General features: G+C 69.7%; 12 protein-coding genes. 6 read left to right on the top strand and 6 right to left on the bottom strand.

The features are described 5' to 3' along the window. Positions 1 to 14: 14 nt before the first annotated feature. Positions 15 to 767: a class I SAM-dependent methyltransferase gene (locus OG266_RS26275; RefSeq protein ID WP_371548753.1), complete on the top strand. Its 753-nt coding sequence runs from the start codon at positions 15 to 17 to the stop codon at positions 765 to 767. A gap of 15 nt (positions 768 to 782) precedes the next feature. Here OG266_RS26275 and OG266_RS26270 read toward each other — a convergent pair whose 3' ends face one another. The 3 genes from OG266_RS26270 to OG266_RS26260 all read right to left on the bottom strand — a co-directional run bounded on the left by OG266_RS26270 (position 783) and on the right by OG266_RS26260 (position 3,001). Beyond that, complete coding sequence (locus OG266_RS26270) at positions 783 to 1,541, bottom strand: HNH endonuclease family protein (protein ID WP_371548752.1); 759 nt, start codon at positions 1,539 to 1,541, stop codon at positions 783 to 785. A gap of 22 nt (positions 1,542 to 1,563) precedes the next feature. Beyond that, positions 1,564 to 1,890, bottom strand: a complete 327-nt coding sequence (locus tag OG266_RS26265; RefSeq protein ID WP_371548751.1) for a hypothetical protein — start codon at positions 1,888 to 1,890, stop codon at positions 1,564 to 1,566. Between the two features lie 190 nt (positions 1,891 to 2,080). Next, positions 2,081 to 3,001 (bottom strand): hypothetical protein, encoded by a 921-nt coding sequence (locus OG266_RS26260; protein ID WP_371548750.1) that lies wholly within the window; start codon positions 2,999 to 3,001, stop codon positions 2,081 to 2,083. Positions 3,002 to 3,106: 105 nt separating this feature from the next. On the opposite strand from OG266_RS26260, the gene OG266_RS26255 reads away from it, so the two are divergent. Continuing rightward, positions 3,107 to 3,757, top strand: coding sequence for a TetR/AcrR family transcriptional regulator (locus OG266_RS26255; protein ID WP_371548749.1), 651 nt, complete (start codon positions 3,107 to 3,109; stop codon positions 3,755 to 3,757). A 55-nt stretch (positions 3,758 to 3,812) separates the two neighbouring features. On the opposite strand, the gene mfd is transcribed toward OG266_RS26255, so the two are convergent. Beyond that, on the bottom strand, positions 3,813 to 7,343 hold the full coding sequence (gene mfd, locus OG266_RS26250) for a transcription-repair coupling factor (protein WP_371548748.1): 3,531 nt from the start codon (positions 7,341 to 7,343) through the stop codon (positions 3,813 to 3,815). Between the two features lie 789 nt (positions 7,344 to 8,132). Between mfd and OG266_RS26245 the strand changes: the two genes are divergently transcribed. Beyond that, positions 8,133 to 9,548, top strand: coding sequence for a DUF2079 domain-containing protein (locus OG266_RS26245; RefSeq protein WP_371548747.1), 1,416 nt, complete (start codon positions 8,133 to 8,135; stop codon positions 9,546 to 9,548). 75 nt (positions 9,549 to 9,623) lie between these two features. On the opposite strand, the gene OG266_RS26240 is transcribed toward OG266_RS26245, so the two are convergent. Both OG266_RS26240 and OG266_RS26235 read right to left on the bottom strand, forming a co-directional pair. Beyond that, positions 9,624 to 12,206 (bottom strand): ABC transporter permease, encoded by a 2,583-nt coding sequence (locus tag OG266_RS26240; protein WP_371548746.1) that lies wholly within the window; start codon positions 12,204 to 12,206, stop codon positions 9,624 to 9,626. Beyond that, entirely contained in the window at positions 12,203 to 12,991 is a 789-nt protein-coding gene (locus tag OG266_RS26235; protein WP_266460442.1) for an ABC transporter ATP-binding protein, read from the bottom strand. Before OG266_RS26235 ends, OG266_RS26240 begins: the two co-directional genes overlap by 4 nt. A gap of 447 nt (positions 12,992 to 13,438) precedes the next feature. On the opposite strand from OG266_RS26235, the gene OG266_RS26230 reads away from it, so the two are divergent. The 3 genes from OG266_RS26230 to OG266_RS26220 all read left to right on the top strand — a co-directional run bounded on the left by OG266_RS26230 (position 13,439) and on the right by OG266_RS26220 (position 17,576). Next, a complete protein-coding gene (locus OG266_RS26230) occupies positions 13,439 to 15,055 on the top strand; it encodes an MFS transporter (RefSeq protein ID WP_371548745.1) in 1,617 nt (538 codons plus the stop codon). Positions 15,056 to 15,345: 290 nt separating this feature from the next. After that, positions 15,346 to 15,927 carry a DUF485 domain-containing protein gene (locus OG266_RS26225; protein ID WP_371548744.1) on the top strand — a complete coding sequence of 194 codons (582 nt, stop codon included), beginning with the start codon at positions 15,346 to 15,348 and terminating at the stop codon, positions 15,925 to 15,927. Then, on the top strand, positions 15,924 to 17,576 hold the full coding sequence (locus tag OG266_RS26220; protein WP_371548743.1) for a cation acetate symporter: 1,653 nt from the start codon (positions 15,924 to 15,926) through the stop codon (positions 17,574 to 17,576). Before OG266_RS26225 ends, OG266_RS26220 begins: the two co-directional genes overlap by 4 nt. Positions 17,577 to 17,581: the final 5 nt, after the last annotated feature.

Raw genomic sequence — 17,581 nt, 5'->3', positions numbered from 1 at the left:
GCTACCATCCGCCGGTGCTGCACGCCGAGTTCCACGACCCGCGCCTCGTGACGGTTTACGACGCTGAATGCCCGTGGTCACGAGAGGACGACTTCTTCCTGTCCGTTGTCAACGAGACCCCAGGCTCACAGGTACTCGACCTGGGCTGCGGCACAGGTCGGCTCACCCTCGGCATCGCGGCCGCAAGCCACGCGGTGACGGGGGTCGACCCGGCACGGGCGTCACTCGATGCTGCGCGTGCCAAGCCGGGTGCCGGGCGGGTCGTCTGGGTGGAGGGCACCTCGTCGGGCCTCCCGGATACGTCATTCGGCGTTGCAGTCATGACCAGTCACGTCGCACAGTTCTTCGTCGAGGACGACGAATGGGCACGGACTCTCGCCGACCTCAGTCGCTCCCTCCTGCCTGGCGGCCGACTCGTCTTCGACACTCGCGACCCGCTGGACCGCCGCTGGGAGCGGTGGAATCCGGTCGACTCCGGACGGCAGATCACGTTGCCGGACGGCGCGGTGGTAACCGCGTGGACCGAGGTCACAGCCGTCCGGGACGGCACAGTCAGCTTCACCCATCACTACACGTTCCCTGACCACTACACGTTCCCCGACGGTGAGGAACTGCTGAGCACCGCCACGCTCCGCTTTCGCTCGGAAGCGGACATCCGCTCCTCGCTCCACAACGCAGGCTTCCGCATCGAGCACATCTACGGAGGCTGGAACCGCGAGCCCGCGGGCGCCGGGGACGGAGAGCTCCTGGTGATCGCTCGCGCCTGAGGCCTCAGCTCCGGGTCATCCACCGCACTGCTTCAGCATCATCTGCTTGTCCGGCGCGGTCACCGGCATCTCGTACTTGACGGCGACCTGGGCGAAACGGGCGGCATAAGCGCACCTGATCTGCTTGTTCGGCGGTAGCCAGGAGGCGGGGCCGGAATCGCCCTTGGACGAGTTGGTGCGGCCGTCGACCGGAATCAGATTGAGCACGTCGTTCGCAAGCTGCTTGCGCTCGCTCAGGGGCCAGCGCGAGGAGCCCATCTGCCAGCTGTATGACAGTGGCACCACGTGGTCTATCTGCACCTCGGAAGCGTCCTGCTTGCGCCACTTGATGGTCTTTCCCGTGTACGGATCATGCAGCGTCATGGATATGACGACACAGTCCGAACCTGATCGGAATTGAAGGTCCTGGCCATCGCGATGGATGAGATCGTTTCGAGTGTCACAACCATTCCGTGCGAGGGGCACCCCATCTGCCGTGTCCATCCAGGCGTAGCCGAACTCGGAGCGGGCGTAGCCGGTTTGAGGACCCCGGCCCTTGGTGGAGAGGGTCTCGATGAGCTTCCGGGCAGCAGCCTTGTCCGCATCGGACGTCACGGGCGCGAGGCCCGGCTTCGTTCCGTCCGGGTTCTTCAGCGGGCTCACCGCGTGCCCGTCCGGCGCCCCTGCTCCGGCTCCCGTCGAAGGACTGCCGTCGTCGAGGCCTTCACACCCGGAGACAAGAGCCACAGCAGCCGCCAAGGCCGACACCCTGAGGAGAAGCGATCTCCGCACCATGCCCTTGTGCCTCACGTGCCTCTCAGACCGCACAGCGCACCCCTCCCTGTATGAACTGCACAAACTTCTCAGCAGCCCGCCGACCCATAGAGATAACGCGGGTGTCGCAGTGGTTCGAGTCCGTGTCGGCCCAGGCCGTGCCGAACTTCTCCCTGGTGTATCCCGTCTTGGGTGCGCGCCCCTTGACGGCCAGTGAGTCCACGGCCGTAAGAGCGGCGCCGCCGACCGTCGTCTCCTCCGGGCCTGCGGAACCCTCCTCGGGGTCGATCTTGCAGCCACTGACACCGACGCTCACACCGACCACGAACAGCACCAGCGCAGACGCGGCACCCCCACCCCTCAGACGCACAACGACGCCCCTCCCTTTGCCTACCCGGGTGGCACCCTGTTCGAGCGCGTGTCCCCTGGCCTCAAGGTAGCTGCCGGGGAACCGCGGCCATACCCGCCCTCAAGGGGCAAGAGGTGCACGCCGGGTGTATCGATGGTGGTGAGTGAGCCACCTCCACGCCGGATACCCCCTCTTCCGCACTTCGTGCACGTCAGACCTTGCCAATTCCCAGCGTCGTCTCCGAGGGCAGCAGACCGGAGCCGAGCACCGCGACCCAGAACTCCCCGACCAGGTCGGCGAGTTGTCCCACGGCGTCCGGGCCGAGCGCCTGCCAGGGAGCGGCGGCCAGTTCGTCCGTGTGCTGTTCGACCTGGCGGCGCAGTTCGCGGCCGGCGTCCGTGGCGGTGCCGTCCTCGGTCAGCAGGCCGCGCCCGACGAGCCGTTGGCGTGCGGCGGTCCACTCCTCGGGGGTCCACCCACGGCTCTCGAAGCGCTCCACGGAGGCCGCACCGATCGCCGCGAAGGAGACGAGGGACTCGACGGGGTCCAGGCCCGCGACGAGCAGGGCCGCGAGGTGACCGTCTCCCCGGTGTTCGCGCAGGATCGTCGCGGCATGCCACAGCTGGAGGTGTGGAGCCTCGGGCCAAGCCAACTCCGCGTTGGCGGCGGCCAGTGGGCGGCCGGCGGTGTTCGCGGCCTCGGCGGCACGACGGGCCAGCGCGGCGGCCTGCGCGAGTTCGGGACTGGATATGCGATCGCCGAATATCGCACGGTACGCCCGGTTGACGGCCCGCTCCCGCGCCTTCAGCACCTCGTCCGGGCTCGCTGTCCGCCACGCGGACTCCACGTGTTCGGCGACCATGCGCGGACTGAAGCTGTAGAAGGCGGAGGTCACACGCTCACTCCCGACCGCACCCAACGGCGCGGCGCGGTACGGGAAGTAGCTCGGCCAGCGCTCCTCGGTCCCGTACCCGAGCGCGGCGGCCTCCTCGAAGGCCTCCGGCGCGTAGTAGAGCACGGCGTGCAGGGGCTCCAGCAGGTGCCACATCTGGCGCACCCGGCCGAGCTCGACACCCGCACTCACATCGGCACTCTCTGCCGTCCCACTTGTCCCGCTGGCATTCCCCGACATGACCCACCCCTCGTCAGATTCCAACCCACCCGCAACTTGACACTGACAAGATTGCCGGAACCCGCGCAACTTGTCAATGCCTAGATTCCGCGTACGCTGCTGACCATGGCCCCTGCCAATACCGATGCCGATGCCGACCCCAACGCCAGTGCTGGCGCCGGCACCACCGCCAGTGCCAAGACCGGCGACACCTCACGCCCCTACCACCACGGCGACCTACGCCGCGCGATCCTCAACGCCGCGCTCGACGTCATCAGCGCCGACGGCCCGTCCGCGCTGAGCCTGCGCGACCTGGCCCGCCGCGCGGGCGTCTCGCACGCGGCGCCGGCCCACCACTTCAAGGACCGCACCGGCCTGCTCACCGCGATCGCGGCCGAGGGTTACGAACTGCTGGCGGCAACGCTGGCGCAGGCCGCGGACCTCAAGGACGCGGGCGTCCACTACGTACGCTTCGCGCGCGAGCACCCGGCGCACTTCCAGGTGATGTTCACGCCGGAGCTGCTCCGCGCGAACGACCTGGAGCTGACCACCGCCCGAACCCTCGCGGGCGAACGCCTGCGCACCGCCGTCTCCGGAGTCCCACCCGAGGGCCGCGGAACCAACCCCCGCCTCGCCGGAGTAGCCGCCTGGTCCCTGGCCCACGGCTTCGCCACCCTGCTCCTCAGCCACAACCTGGACGACCCGGTCGGCGACCAGGATCCCGAGGAGGTCTTCCGCGCCCTGACGGGGATGCTGTTCCAGCCCAAGTCACCCTGAACGGACCGGACCCGACCCGCACGACCCGCCCCGCCCGGACCCGATCGGACTTGGCCTACGAGCCAAGAACCGTAGCCAAGAACTCCCCCGTCCACCCCAGCAACTCCCGCCCCACCAACGGCTTCCCCCCGACCTTCGCCGTCTTGGGACGCGGCACCAGCACCTGATGCGCGGTCGGCTTGATGACCGTGCCCGGGTAGAGGCGCTTCAGTCGCAGCTCCTGGGACTCCCTCAACTCCACCGGTGCGAAGCGGATGTTGTTGCCCTGGAGGACGACCTCGCCGACTCCGCAGGCGCGGGCGAGCATGCGGAGGCCTGCGACGAGCAGCAGGTTCTCCACCGGCTCGGGCAACTTGCCGTAGCGGTCGACGAGTTCCTCGCGTACGGCCTTGACGTCCTCCTCCGTGTTGGCGGAGGCGATGGAGCGGTAGGCCTGGAGGCGGAGCCGCTCGCCCGGGGCGTAGTCGTGCGGGACGTGGGCGTCGACCGGGAGCTCGATCTTGACCTCCAGGGGCGGCTCTTCCTCGACACCGCCGTCCAGGGAAGCGCGGTAGTCGGCGACCGCCTCGCCGACCATGCGTACGTAGAGGTCGAAGCCGACGCCCGCGATGTGGCCGGACTGCTCGCCGCCGAGCAGGTTTCCCGCGCCGCGGATCTCGAGGTCCTTCATGGCGACGTACATGCCCGCGCCCATCTCGGTGTGCTGGGCGATGGTCGCGAGCCGCTCGTGCGCGGTCTCGGTCAGCGGCTTCTCCGGCGGGTACAGGAAGTACGCGTAGCCCCGCTCACGGCCACGCCCGACTCGCCCGCGCAGCTGGTGCAGCTGTGAGAGGCCGAAGTTGTCGCCGCGCTCCACGATCAGGGTGTTGGCGTTGGAGATGTCGATGCCCGATTCGACGATGGTCGTCGACACGAGCACGTCGAACTTGTTCTCCCAGAAGTCGACGACGACCTGCTCCAGGGACTGCTCCGACATCTGACCGTGGGCGGTCGCGATACGCGCCTCCGGGACGATCTCCCGCAACCTGGCCGCCGCCCGGTCGATGGACTCCACCCGGTTGTGGATGTAGAAGACCTGGCCCTCGCGCAGCAGTTCGCGGCGGATGGCGGCGCCGATCTGCTTCTCCTCGTACGGGCCGACGAAGGTCAGGACAGGGTGCCGCTCCTCCGGCGGGGTGGTGATCGTCGACATCTCGCGGATGCCCGTCACCGCCATCTCCAGAGTTCGCGGGATCGGGGTGGCCGACATCGTCAGCACATCCACGTTCGCGCGCAGCTTCTTCAGCTGCTCCTTGTGCTCGACGCCGAACCGCTGTTCCTCGTCGACGATGACCAGGCCCAGGTCCTTGAACTTGGTCTCCGCGGAGAAGAGCCGGTGGGTGCCGATGACCAGGTCCACCGAGCCCTCGCGCAGGCCCTCCAGGACCGCCTTCGCCTCCGTGTCAGTCTGGAAGCGGGACAACGCCCGTACGTTCACCGGGAATTGGGAGTAGCGCTCGGAGAAGGTCCCGAAGTGCTGCTGCACCAGCAGGGTGGTGGGCACGAGCACCGCGACCTGCTTGCCGTCCTGCACGGCCTTGAAGGCGGCGCGGACCGCGATCTCCGTCTTGCCGTAGCCGACGTCGCCGCAGACGAGACGGTCCATCGGGACCGTCTTCTCCATGTCGTCCTTGACCTCGGCGATGGTGGTGAGCTGGTCGGGCGTCTCCGCGTACGGGAAGGCGTCCTCCAGCTCGCGCTGCCAGGGGGTGTCGGGTCCGAAGGCGTGCCCGGGAGCGGCCATCCGCGCCGAGTACAGCTTGATGAGGTCCGCGGCGATCTCCTTGACCGCCTTCTTCGCCCGCGCCTTGGTCTTCGTCCAGTCGGCGCCGCCGAGCCGGTGCAGGGTCGGGGCCTCGCCGCCGACGTACTTGGTGATCTGTTCCAGCTGGTCGGTGGGGATGTAGAGGCGGTCGCCCGGCTGGCCGCGCTTGGCGGGGGCGTACTCGACGACCAGGTACTCGCGGGTCGCGCTCTGGACGGTGCGCTGCACCATCTCGATGTAGCGGCCGACGCCGTGCTGCTCGTGGACGATGTAGTCGCCCATCTCCAGCGTCAGCGGGTCGATGGTCTTGCGGCGGCGGGCCGGCATCCGCGCGCCGTCCTTGCCTGCCGCCTTCTGGCCGGAGAGGTCGGTCTCCGTGAGGACGGCGAGCTTGAGGGCCGGTTCGATGAAGCCGAAGTCGATCGAGCCGCAGGCGACCTGCACCACCCCGGGCGTCAGCTCCGCCACATCGGTGTCCAGGCGGGCCGCGATGCCCTCGCCGCCCAGGACCTCGACGGTGCGGGCGGCGGGACCGTGCGCCTCGGTGACGTACACCGTGCGCCAGCCGTCGGCCAGCCAGCCCTTGGTGTCGGCCAGCGCCCTGGCGGTGTCGCCGCGGTAGGTCTCGGGGGCGTGCATGCCGAGCTTCAGCGTGTCGGCGTCCAGCTCGTCGTCCGCCGCGAAGGGCGAGACCGACCACCACATCATGTCCAGCTCGCGCGCCCGGTCCCGTACGTCCGCGATGGCCCACAGCGACGCCGCGTCGACGTCGATGGGTGCCTCGCCGCCGCCCGCGGTGGCCGCCCAGGACGCCTGGAGGAACTCCTGCGAGGTCGCCACCAGGTCCGCGGCCCGCGTCCGCACCCGCTCCGGGTCGCACACGACGGCCATCGAGCCCTTGGGCAGTACGTCGATCAGCAGCTCCATGTCGTCAACGAGGACCGGAGCCAGCGATTCCATACCCTCTACGGCGATGCCCTCGGCGATCTTGCCGAGCAGCTCACCCAGCTCCGGGTGCTCCTCCGCCAGCCGCGCCGCCCGCGCCCGTACCTCGTCGGTGAGCAGCAGTTCACGGCAGGGCGCGGCCCACAGCCCGTGCGCGGCGACCTCAAGGGACCGCTGGTCGGCGACCTTGAAGTAGCGGATCTCCTCGACGTCGTCGCCCCAGAACTCCACCCGCAGGGGGTGCTCCTCGGTGGGCGGGAAGACGTCGAGGATGCCTCCGCGGACCGCGAACTCGCCGCGCCTCTCGACGAGCTCGACCCGGGAGTACGCGGCTGCCGCGAGCGCTTCGACGATCTCGCCGAGGTCGGCGCTCTGGCCCGTGCGCAGGGCAACGGGCTCCAGGTCGCCGAGGCCCTTGACCTGCGGCTGGAGCACGGAACGGATGGGGGCGACGACGACGGAAACAGGACCCGTCTCCGGGTCGTCGGGGCGCGGGTGCGCGAGGCGGCGCAGCACGGCGAGGCGGCGACCCACGGTGTCCGACCTCGGGGACAGCCGCTCGTGCGGGAGCGTCTCCCAGGACGGATACTCCACGATTCCCTCGGACGGGAGGAGGGAGCGCAGCGCGGCGGCCAGGTCCTCGGCCTCGCGGCCGGTCGCCGTCACCGCCAGTACGGGCCGGCCGGCCTCGCGGGCCAGCGCGGCCACCGCGAAGGGGCGGGCGGCGGGCGGGCCGACCAGGTCGACATGCATCCGGTTGCCGTCGGCGGCGGCCTTCACCGCTTCCGCGAGGGCGGTGTCCTTGACGACGGCATCGAGCAGACCGTGCAGGCTCATGAAGGAGTTCCATCCCGGGGAGTGGGCAACGCGAACCACCCGACACGTGTTCCGGGCCGGGGGGCCTCCAGCGTACGTCGGTGAGCTCCACGGCGCCGTGCCTGTGGATAACCCCGGCGCCGGAGCGGGCGTGTCCCTGGGGGCTCCGCCCCCAGACCCCCGTATCGGCCTGAACGGCCTCGTCCTCAATCGCCGGACGGGCTGAAGATCACCCCCGCCCGAAACGCACCCGGCGCAGGGTGCGGGCGTCCCCAGAGGCTCCGCCCCCGGATCCCCGATCGCCCGAAGGGCTCGTTCTCAAACGCCGGACAGGCTGGAGATACCTGCCCCGGGCTGAAAAGCGCAGCCCCCACGGGCGAGCGGGGAATCGGGACGGCGCTGTCCCGTCCTCGAACGCCGGAGGGGCTGGAGATACCTGACCCGAGCTGAAGCGCAGCCCCCACGGGCGAGCGGGGAATCGGCACGGCACCGCCCCGCCCACCGGACGCCGGAGGGGCTGAAAAATGGGGCCCCACGGCTAGGCGGGAGACCGAGACGGGGCCGGAGCCGGAAGAGATGCGACCCGCAGCCGCCCACCGGCGGAAGGGGACGTGCCGGAACGTCCGCCCGCAGCGGCTGGCGCGTCAACACCGGCACGTTGGTAAGCAACCCATTCCGCGCCAGACCGAGGACGGATGCTCCGGTACGGCCCCGACCCACCCACCGCGCACAAGGCGCACACATCCCCCATGCCTATGCTCACCCCGCCGAAGCCCAACGCCCGACGCCCGCCGCCCCAAGGACCCGCACGTGCCCGCACCCCTCACCGCGACCCCACCCGACCGCGCCCCCTGGATACCCTCGCCGGTCACGCCCACCCGTGACCGGCGCCTCCGCGACCCGTACCTCCTGGCAGCCGTGCTGTTCACGGCGTACGCGGCGCTCTCGGTCTGCCGCTACCGGCATCTCGCCACCCGTTCCTGGGACCTCGGCATCTTCGAGCAGGCCGTCCGCGCGTACGCCCACCTCCAGGCCCCCGTTGCCGATCTCAAGGGCCCGGGCTTCAACATCCTCGGCGACCACTTCAGCCCAGTCATCGCACTCCTCGCACCCGCGTACCGCCTCTTCCCCACCCCCGTCACCCTCCTCGTGGCGCAGGCCGCACTGTTCGCGCTGTCCGCCGTGCCGGTCACCCGGGCCGCGGCGGGCCTCCTGGGCCGTGCGCGGGGACTCGCCCTCGGGGTGGCGTACGGGCTGTCCTGGGGGATCCAGCGCGCGGTGGACTTCGACTTCCACGAGATCTGCTTCGCGGTCCCGCTGATCGCCTTCTCGCTGGAAGCGGTCCTCACCCACCACTGGCGGCGGGCCCTGCTGTGGGCGCTCCCGCTGGTGCTGGTCAAGGAGGACCTCGGACTGACGCTGGCCGCGATCGCCCTGGTGGTCGCGTTGCGAGCCCGGCGCCCCGCCCCACGGGCGGCGCTGTACGCACTCGCCGTCGCTGCCTTCGGCGTACTGGCCGCAGCGCTCACCTTCACCGTGCTGATCCCGGCCTTCAACACCACCGACAGCTACGAATACTGGGACAAGGTCGGCGGCGGCCCCCTCACCGGCATCGGCGCCAAGCTCCACACCCTCGCCTGGCTACTGATCCCCACCACGGGCTTCCTCGCCCTGCGCTCCCCGCTCCTCCTCGTCGCCCTGCCGACCCTCACCTGGCGCTTCCTGTCCTCCGACGAGCACTACTGGGGCACGGACTGGCACTACAGCGCGGTCCTGATGCCGGTGTTCTCGCTCGCCCTCGCAGACTCGCTCGCCCGCACCCGTTACAGCCCGCGCCCGTGGCTGCGTTCGTACGCCCTCCACCTCCCGGCCGCCTCCGTCGCGGCCGCCCTCGCGCTCACGACCACGCTCCCGCTGTCCGTGCTGACCGAGCCCGACGCCTATCGCAAGCCCGCGCGCGTGAGTGCCGTCGAACGGATGCTGGCGCTGATCCCGGACGGGGCGAGCGTCGAGGCGAACACCGGCCCGGGCAGCCGGCTCACCTCGCGCTGCAGGGTCTTCTGGGTCGGCCGCACCGACGGGATCGCACCGGACTTCATCGCGCTCGACAACAAGTCGGGCTGGGTCAAGGACGTCCAGGCGTACGCCCGCCAGCTGCACCCGCACGCGGAGTACGAGGTGACGGGCGCCGCCTACGGCTACGTACTCCTGGAGCGGCGGAGATAGCACGGCGGGCCCGGTGGCCGGAGGACATCTCCTCCGGCCACCGGGCCCGTTCCCCGCGACCCCCGTACGCGGTGGCTATTCGGTGGCGATCGCGTTCAGGACGTTCATCCGCCCCGCCCGGAACGCCGGGATCAGCGCGGCGAACAGACCCACGAACGCGGAGCCGATGAAGACGGAGATGATGGTCGGCCAGGGGATCTCCAGGATCTTCAGGCCTTCCAGAGCCAGCAGCTTCTGGGCGGTGGCGCCCCAGCCCATGCCCAGGCCAAGGCCGAGGAGCGCACCGAAGAGGGCGATGACGACCGACTCCAGGCGGATCATGCGGCGCAGTTGGCGGCGCGACAGACCGATGGCCCGCATGAGGCCGATCTCCCGGGTCCGCTCGACGACCGACAGGGCCAGGGTGTTCACGACGCCCAGGATCGCGACGATGATCGCCAGGGCCAGCAGCCCGTAGATGATGTTGAGGAGCTGGCTGATCTGGTCCTTCATCGCCTCCTTGTAGTCGGTCTGGTCGCGGACCGTGTACTGCGGATAGTCGTGCAGCGCCGACTTGAGCGACTTGTAGGCGGCCGCTTCCTGGCCGTCCTTCGCCGAGGCGAAGACCATCTCGTCGAGGGGCATCTTGTCGGCGGGGACGTACTTGGCGAGCGTGTCGATCGACGTGTACATCGCACCCGCGTCGATGACGACGTCGCTGCTGGTGATCGCGCGGACCGTCAGCTGGGCCTCGGAGCCGTCCTCGAAGTCGACGCCGATCTTGGACCCGAGGGTGATGCCGTGGTCCTTGGCGAACGTCTCGTGGACGGACATCGAGTTGGGCTTGTAGGCGTCGGCGAGATTGCCGGCGACCGTCTTGGTGGCGAGGTCCGTCGCGTACGACGGATCGGCCGCGGTGATCGCCGTCTTCTTGAGGGTCTCGCCGTCGGGGGTGGTGAAGTCACCCTTGGTCCACTTGTACTCGGTGACCCCCTCAAGACCCTCCGTCGCCTTCACGGCCTTGACCGCCTGCGGGGTGATCAGCTGGCCGCTGTCGGACTGGATGATGAAGTCCGTGCCGACGGTCTTGTCGAGCTGGTCGGTGGCGGAGGCCACCATCGAGGAGCTGACCACGGAGAGGCAGGCGACCAGCGCGAGGCCGATCATCAGGGCCGCTCCGGTGGCGCCGGTGCGGCGCGGGTTGCGCAGCGCGTTGCGCTCCGCCATCCGTCCGACCGGGCCGAAGGCGCGCAGCACCACCACGCTGAGCACGCGCACCACGGCGCTCGCGAGCAGCGGGCCGATGATGACGAACCCGATGAGGGTCAGCACCACACCGGCACCGAGGACGAGCGAGCCCTCGCTCGCCTTGTCGGCGGTGGCCGCCGCGTAAAGCGAGGCGGCTCCGGCGCCGGTGAGGACCAGGCCGATCAGACCGCGGATGAGGCCTGCCTTGCCGTCGGCCGGCGTACCGGCGTCGCGCAGCGCGGCCATCGGAGAGACCTTGCCGGCGCGCCGGGCGGGTACGTACGCCGCGAACACCGTGACCAGCACGCCGAGGAGCAGCCCGGCCACCGGAGTCGTCCAGGCGACGGTCAGGTCGGACGTCGACAGCTGCATGCCCATGGAGCCCATGAGCTTCATCAGCCCGACGGCGATGCCGACGCCCGCGCCGACCCCGAGCACCGAGCCGAAGAAGCCGAGGAGCAGCGCCTCGACGAGCACCGACAGGTTGACCTGCCTGCGGGAGGAGCCGATGGCGCGCATCAGGCCGATCTCGCGGGTGCGCTGGGCGACCAGCATCGAGAAGGTGTTGATGATCAGGAAGATGCCGACGAGGAAGGCGATCCCGGCGAAGCCGAGCATCGCGTACTTCATCACGCTCATGAAGCCCTCGACGTCACTGGCGTTGGCGTCCGACAGCTCCTTGGCGGTCTGCACCTGGTAGCCGCCGGCTCCGAGTTCGGCCACGACGTTCTGCTTCAGCTGCGCGTCGGTGAAGCCGGAGGCCGCGGTGACGTTGACGTTCGTGTACACGTCGGACTGCCCGACCAGGGTCTGCTGGGCGGTCTTGGTGTCCAGGTAGAAGATCGCGGCACCGGGGTTGGTGACGGTGAAGTCGGCGATCCCGGAGATCTTCGCGAGGTGGGTGCCGACCGCGCTGATGACGCCGATCTCGTCACCCAGCTTCAGGTCGTGCTTGTCGGCGGTGTCGGCGTCGACCATGACCTGGTCCGCGCTCTTGGGCGCCGCACCGGAGGCGATCTTCATGGTGCGGGCGTCGTTGCTGTTCCAGCTGCCGACGATGGTCGGTGCGCCGCTGGAGGGCGACAGGCTGTCCTTGTCGGCGTCGACGACGGTCACCGAGGTGGAGAAGACGGTGCCTTCGGCCGACTTCACGCCGTCGGCCTTCTTCACCTCACCGAGCACGGAGGCGGGTATGACGGGCGGCTTGCCGTTGTCGGACTGGGTCTCGCCGGTGTCCGATGCGTCCTTGGCACTGACCGTCACATCGGCGGAGGTGGCCGCGAACAGCTTGTCGAACGTCGTGTTCATCGTGTCGGTGAAGACGAGGGTGCCGCAGACGAACGCCACCGACAGCATGACCGCCACGGCCGACAGGGCCATTCGCCCCTTGTGCGCGAAGAAGTTGCGCCTGGAGGTCTTCATGACAGTCATGACGTACGCCCCCGGGCGTCGAAGTCCTTCATGCGGTCCAGGACCTGATCGGCCGTCGGCTGGTGCATCTCGTCGACGATCCGGCCGTCGGCGAGATACAGCACGCGGTCCGAGTACGAGGCGGCCACCGGGTCGTGCGTGACGATCACGATGGTCTGGCCGAGCTCGTCCACGGAGCGCCGCAAGAAGCCCAACACCTCGGCACCTGCACGGGAGTCCAGGTTTCCGGTCGGCTCGTCACCGAAGATGATCTCGGGCCGGGCGGCCAACGCCCGTGCCACGGCGACGCGTTGCTGCTGACCGCCGGAGAGCTGGTTCGGCCGGTGCTTGAGGCGGTCGGCGAGCCCGACGGTCTCGACGACCTGGGCCAGCCAGCCCTTGTCGGGCTTGCGCCCTGCGATGTCCATCGGCAGCGTGATGTTCTCGATCGCATTGAGCGTCGGAAGCAGGTTGAACGCCTGGAAGATGAACCCGATCCGGTCCCGGCGCAGCTGCGTGAGCTTCTTGTCCTTGAGGCCGGTGATCTCGGTCTCGTCGAGGTGGATCTGCCCGCTCGACACGGTGTCGAGCCCGGCGAGGCAGTGCATCAGCGTGGACTTGCCGGACCCCGAGGGGCCCATGATCGCGGTGAACTGGCCCCGCGCGATGTCCACGTCGATGTGGTCAAGGGCGACGACGCGGGTCTCTCCGGACCCGTACGCCTTCACGACCTGCCGCGCCCGTGCGGCAACGGCCGTACGCCCTCCAGTGCCCCCGTGCCTGGGAATGGTTACAGCCGAAGTCACGGTAAGTCTCCTATGTCGGTCAGCGGGTGAATCGCGTGAAGTGCTTCATGGATGAGTCTGCTTGCGGGAGGGGGTCCGGCGCGCTGGTGCCCGGCCCCGTCTTCTGCGGGGGAAAACCCCACCCTCCGAGGTGCGGTCACCGCCCTCAGAGGTGCGGCCACCGTCCCCAGCCGTGCGGGTCCGCCGTCCTCGGCGGTGCCGTCGCACCGCCGCCCTCAACGGCGTAAAGCCAGGTTAAGGACGCACCCCGCCCCGTCTCGTCCTCCGCCGGTACGACCCCTCCCCGAGCCCTTGTACGGAGGTACCCCTAGGGGCAGTCCACCCTGCGGTGGAGTACGTCTCAGGGATGCCTCCACCTCCGGACCCCGCCCAGCGTCCACCCTGCCGCGACGTGAGGGTCAAGTGGCAGAGTGTCCCCGGCAGATAGATGCAGGGGGAAGGAATCCAGTGGGCCGTACCCGACCTGCGATACGCGACGCCGCCGAGCACCCCGGTACAGGCGCCGGTACCGACAGACGCGGCGCCGTGGTCGCCGCCCTCATGCTCTCCATGGCGCTGGTCGCGCTGGACACCACCATCGTGGCGACGGCCGTACCGCAGATCGTCGGCGACCTTGGCGGTTTCTCGGTCTTCTCCTGGCTGTTCTCGGGCTATCTGCTGGCCGTGACCGTCTCGCTCCCCGTCTACGGCAAGCTCTCCGACACCTTCGGCCGCAAGCCGGTGCTGATCGCGGGCTCCGTCCTCTTCCTCGTCGGCTCGCTGCTCTGCGCCACCGCCTGGAACATGGCCGCGCTCATCGCCTTCCGCATCGTCCAGGGCCTGGGCGGCGGCGCCCTCCAGGGCACGGTGCAGACACTCGCCGCCGACCTCTACCCGCTCAAGGAACGCCCGAAGATCCAGGCCAAGCTGTCCACGGTGTGGGCCACTTCGGCGGTCGCGGGCCCCGCGCTCGGCGGAATCCTCGCGGCGTACGCCGACTGGCGGTGGATCTTCCTCATCAACCTCCCGATCGGCGCGCTCGCCCTGTGGCTGATCGTCCGCCACCTGCACGAGCCCCGGCGCGAACCGGCCCCCAGGCCCCGCATCGACTGGGCGGGCGCACTCGCCGTCTTCGCCTGCGGCGGCGTACTGCTGACCGCGCTGGTGCAGGGCGGGGTCGCCTGGGACTGGCTGTCCCCACCGTCGATCGCCCTGTTCGGTACGGGACTTGCGCTGGTCGCGGTCGTCGTGGCCGTCGAGCGGCGGGCCGCCGAACCGATCATCCCCGGCTGGGTGTGGCGGCGGCGCACCATCGCCGCGGTGAACCTGGCGTGCGGCGCGTTAGGGCTGCTGATGGTCGCCCCGACGGTCTTCCTCCCCACGTACGCGCAGGCGGTCCTCGGCCTCGCCCCGATCGCCGCCGGATTCGTGCTCTCCGTATGGACGTTGAGCTGGCCGATCTCGGCGGCGCTCAGCCAGCACGTCTACCGGCGCATCGGCTTCCGCAACACCGCCATGATCGGCATCGGCACGGGGACCGTCATCCTGCTGGCCTTCCCCTTCCTTCCCTACCCGGGCGAGCCCTGGCAGCCGGCCCTCCTCATGCTCCTGCTCGGCGGCGCCCTGGGTCTCTTCCAACTCCCCCTGCTCATCGGCGTCCAGTCGACCGTCGGCTGGGACGAACGCGGCACCACCACCGCGTCCGTCCTCTTCTGCCGCCAGACGGGCCAGACCCTGGGCGCCGCCCTGTTCGGCGCGATCGCCAACGGGGTACTCGCCGCGCGGCTCGGCGGCGCGGGCGACCTCGACACCGTGACCCGCTCCCTCGAATCACCGGGAGCAGCCACCGAAGAACTCCGCCACGCGGTCGCCGAAGCGGTCCACGCCGTCTACTTCGGCGCGGCGATCGCGGCCGGACTCGCCTTCCTGGTCCTGCTGTTCGTGGCCCCGAGACGCTTCCCGGTACTGGCGAGCGAGACGAAGGAGACGGACGACACGGGCGAAGCGGTCGAGGCGGACGACGAGGGGCCCGAGGACACGGAGAACGTCAGCCGGCCGTCGCCTGCTCCACGTGGCGCACCTTGATGCACTCCTTCACGGCGAAGAGGTGCCGCAGTCGGTGTCATTGGTCCAACTCCGTTAAGCAGGCGGCCACTTGAGCCCGCGCCCCGCCACGGCTCACCTTTCCGCCACAAAGAACCCACCGTTACAGGAGGGGAAGGAGTGAAGCCGCAGGTCACCGAAACAAGCGCATACCGACCACTCAGTTCGATGAAAGACTCCCGCACCCCGTCTACCTGCGAGTAGCGTGCCTCGCCCACCCCCAAGCTCCCTGCGGTCCGCACCGGAACCCGCACCACGCAAGGAGAAACGGGATGCCTGACTCGTTCTCGTCCCCGGAGCACCAACCACCGCACCAGTACCCAGACCAGCATCAGCACCCCGACCAGGACCGGTATCCGGACCAGGATCCATATCCGGACCCCTATCCGGATCCGTATCGGGACCAGGATCCGTATCCGGACCAGTACCCGTATCCACAGGATTTCCCGCCCGAGCCGCCCCGCAACTCCTCGCCCTCCCGCCTCACTTACCCCTGGCAGCCACCGCCGCCGGAGCCCGCGAGAAGGCGCACGCCGCGCCACCGCGCGCTGGGCCGGCACAGCGACATGCGCCTGCTCCGGACCGCGTACCGCAGACAGCGGCGCGTGGCGACGCTCACGGCGCTCGGATACTTCGTCCTCTTTCTGCTCCTGTCGGCGTTCGCGCCGGGCCTGATGACGAGCAGGGTCTCCGGCGGGCTCTCGACCGGACTGCTGCTCGGTCTGCTCCAAGTCCCCGTGGCCTGCCTGGCGATCGGGCTGTACGAGTACACGGCGCGCCGGAGTGTCGACCCGATCGCGGACCGGATCCGCAAGCAGACCGAGCTGGACGCCAAGCGGGAGGCGGCACGATGAGCGGGTTCAGCAGTTCGGCGCAGGCGATGTCGCTGGTGGCGTTCACGACGGTGGTGACGATCACGATGCTGCTGTGCGTACTGACGGGCCCCGACCGCGACGACCTCGACGAGTTCTACACCGGCTCCCGGTCCCTGTCGCCGATGCGCAACGGCCTTGCCATCGCCGGGGATTACATCTCCGCGGCGACGGTGCTGAGCGGGTGCGGGGTCATCGCGCTCGCCGGGTACGACGGGGTCGTACTGACGCTGAGCGTCTGCCTCTCCCTCGTGCTGCTGATGTTCCTGCTGGCCGAACCCCTGCGGAACGCGGGCCGGTTCACGATGGGGGACGCACTCGCACGGCGAATGCCGGGACGCTCCGTGCGCATCGCCGCGTGCGCCACGACGATCATCGCGCTGCTGCCGCTGATGCTGGTCCAACTGGCGGGTTCCGGCGACCTGTTGGCCTTCATCCTCGGATTCTCCAACGAGTCCCTCAAAACGGGCTGCGTCATCGGCCTTGGCGCGCTGATGATCAGCTACGCGGCCGTCGGCGGCATGAAGGGCACCGCGCTGATCCAGATCATGAAGATCGTGATGCTGCTCGGCTCGGGCGCCGTCGTCGCCGTACTCATCCTGAACCGCTTCGACTGGAACCCGGGCGCACTGCTGGACGCGGCGGCGCAGGGCAGCGGCGCGGGACCGGCCTTCCTGGAGTCCGGACTGCAGTTCTCGGGCGGTGCCAACCCCCGCCTGGACATGATCAGTTCAGAACTCACCGTGGTCCTCGGCGGCGCGTGCCTGCCACACGTCACCATGCGCATGTACACCGCGAGGAGCGCCCGTCAGGTGCGCCGCTCACTGTCCTGGGCGGTGCCGTGCGTGGCGCTGTTCGTGCTGGTCATCACGGTCATCGGCTTCGGCGCCACGGCCCTGATCGGCCGCGCGGCGATCGCCGGCGCCGATCCGCAGGGCAACACGGCGTATCTGCTGGGATCTCAGGCCGCGTTCGGCCCGGACGTCTCGACGGCCGAGACCCTCGTCTTCACCACCGTCACCACGGCGATCTTCCTGACCCTGCTCGCCTCGGTCGCCGGAATGATCCTGGCCTGCGCCAACTCCCTGGCCCACGACCTGTTCGCGCACGCCCGGCTCTTCCGCGGGAGCCGCCGCCACACCGACGAACTCTCCCCGCGCCGCGAGATGCTCCTGGCCCGCGTATCCGCCCTGGCGGTCGGCGCGGTCGCCATCCTCCTGGCCACCCTCGTCCAACACCGCAGCCTCCAGCCCCTGATCACCCTCTCCTTCTGCCTCGGCGCCTCCGCCCTCGCCCCCGCCCTGATCCACACCCTCTTCTGGCGCCGCTACACCCGAACCGGCCTCCTCGCCACCCTCATAGGCGGCACCCTCACAGTCCTCCTCCTCATGCCCGGCACCAACCTCGTCTCCGGCTCCCCCACCGCCGCCTTCCCCGACGCCGACTTCAACTGGTTCCCGTTCACGACGACCGGGCTGGTGTCGATCCCGCTGGGGTTCGCGTACGGGTGGCTGGGGACGGTGGTTTCGGGGCGGAAGAAGGCGGAGGAGCAGAGGAAGCAGTACGAGGCGGTGGAGGGGTGGATTTTGGCGGGGGCGGTGAGGAGGAGGGGTGATGCCGGGGGGAGATGACGCGG

This window comes from Streptomyces sp. NBC_00554 (genome assembly GCF_041431135.1).
In the GTDB taxonomy this organism is placed as follows: domain Bacteria; phylum Actinomycetota; class Actinomycetes; order Streptomycetales; family Streptomycetaceae; genus Streptomyces.
Note: the sequence above shows the minus strand (reverse complement) of the source record. Positions and strands in the feature narration are given on the sequence as shown.

Excerpts from the sequence above, each read along its gene's own strand:
- OG266_RS26270 (WP_371548752.1), bottom strand. The coding sequence starts at position 1,541 with ATGGTGCGGAGATCGCTTCTCCTCAGGGTGTCGGCCTTGGCGGCTGCT.
- OG266_RS26260 (WP_371548750.1), bottom strand. The coding sequence starts at position 3,001 with ATGTCGGGGAATGCCAGCGGGACAAGTGGGACGGCAGAGAGTGCCGAT.
- OG266_RS26255 (WP_371548749.1), top strand. The coding sequence starts at position 3,107 with ATGGCCCCTGCCAATACCGATGCCGATGCCGACCCCAACGCCAGTGCT.
- mfd (WP_371548748.1), bottom strand. The coding sequence starts at position 7,343 with ATGAGCCTGCACGGTCTGCTCGATGCCGTCGTCAAGGACACCGCCCTC.
- OG266_RS26240 (WP_371548746.1), bottom strand. The coding sequence starts at position 12,206 with ATGACTGTCATGAAGACCTCCAGGCGCAACTTCTTCGCGCACAAGGGG.
- OG266_RS26225 (WP_371548744.1), top strand. The coding sequence starts at position 15,346 with ATGCCTGACTCGTTCTCGTCCCCGGAGCACCAACCACCGCACCAGTAC.
- OG266_RS26220 (WP_371548743.1), top strand. The coding sequence starts at position 15,924 with ATGAGCGGGTTCAGCAGTTCGGCGCAGGCGATGTCGCTGGTGGCGTTC.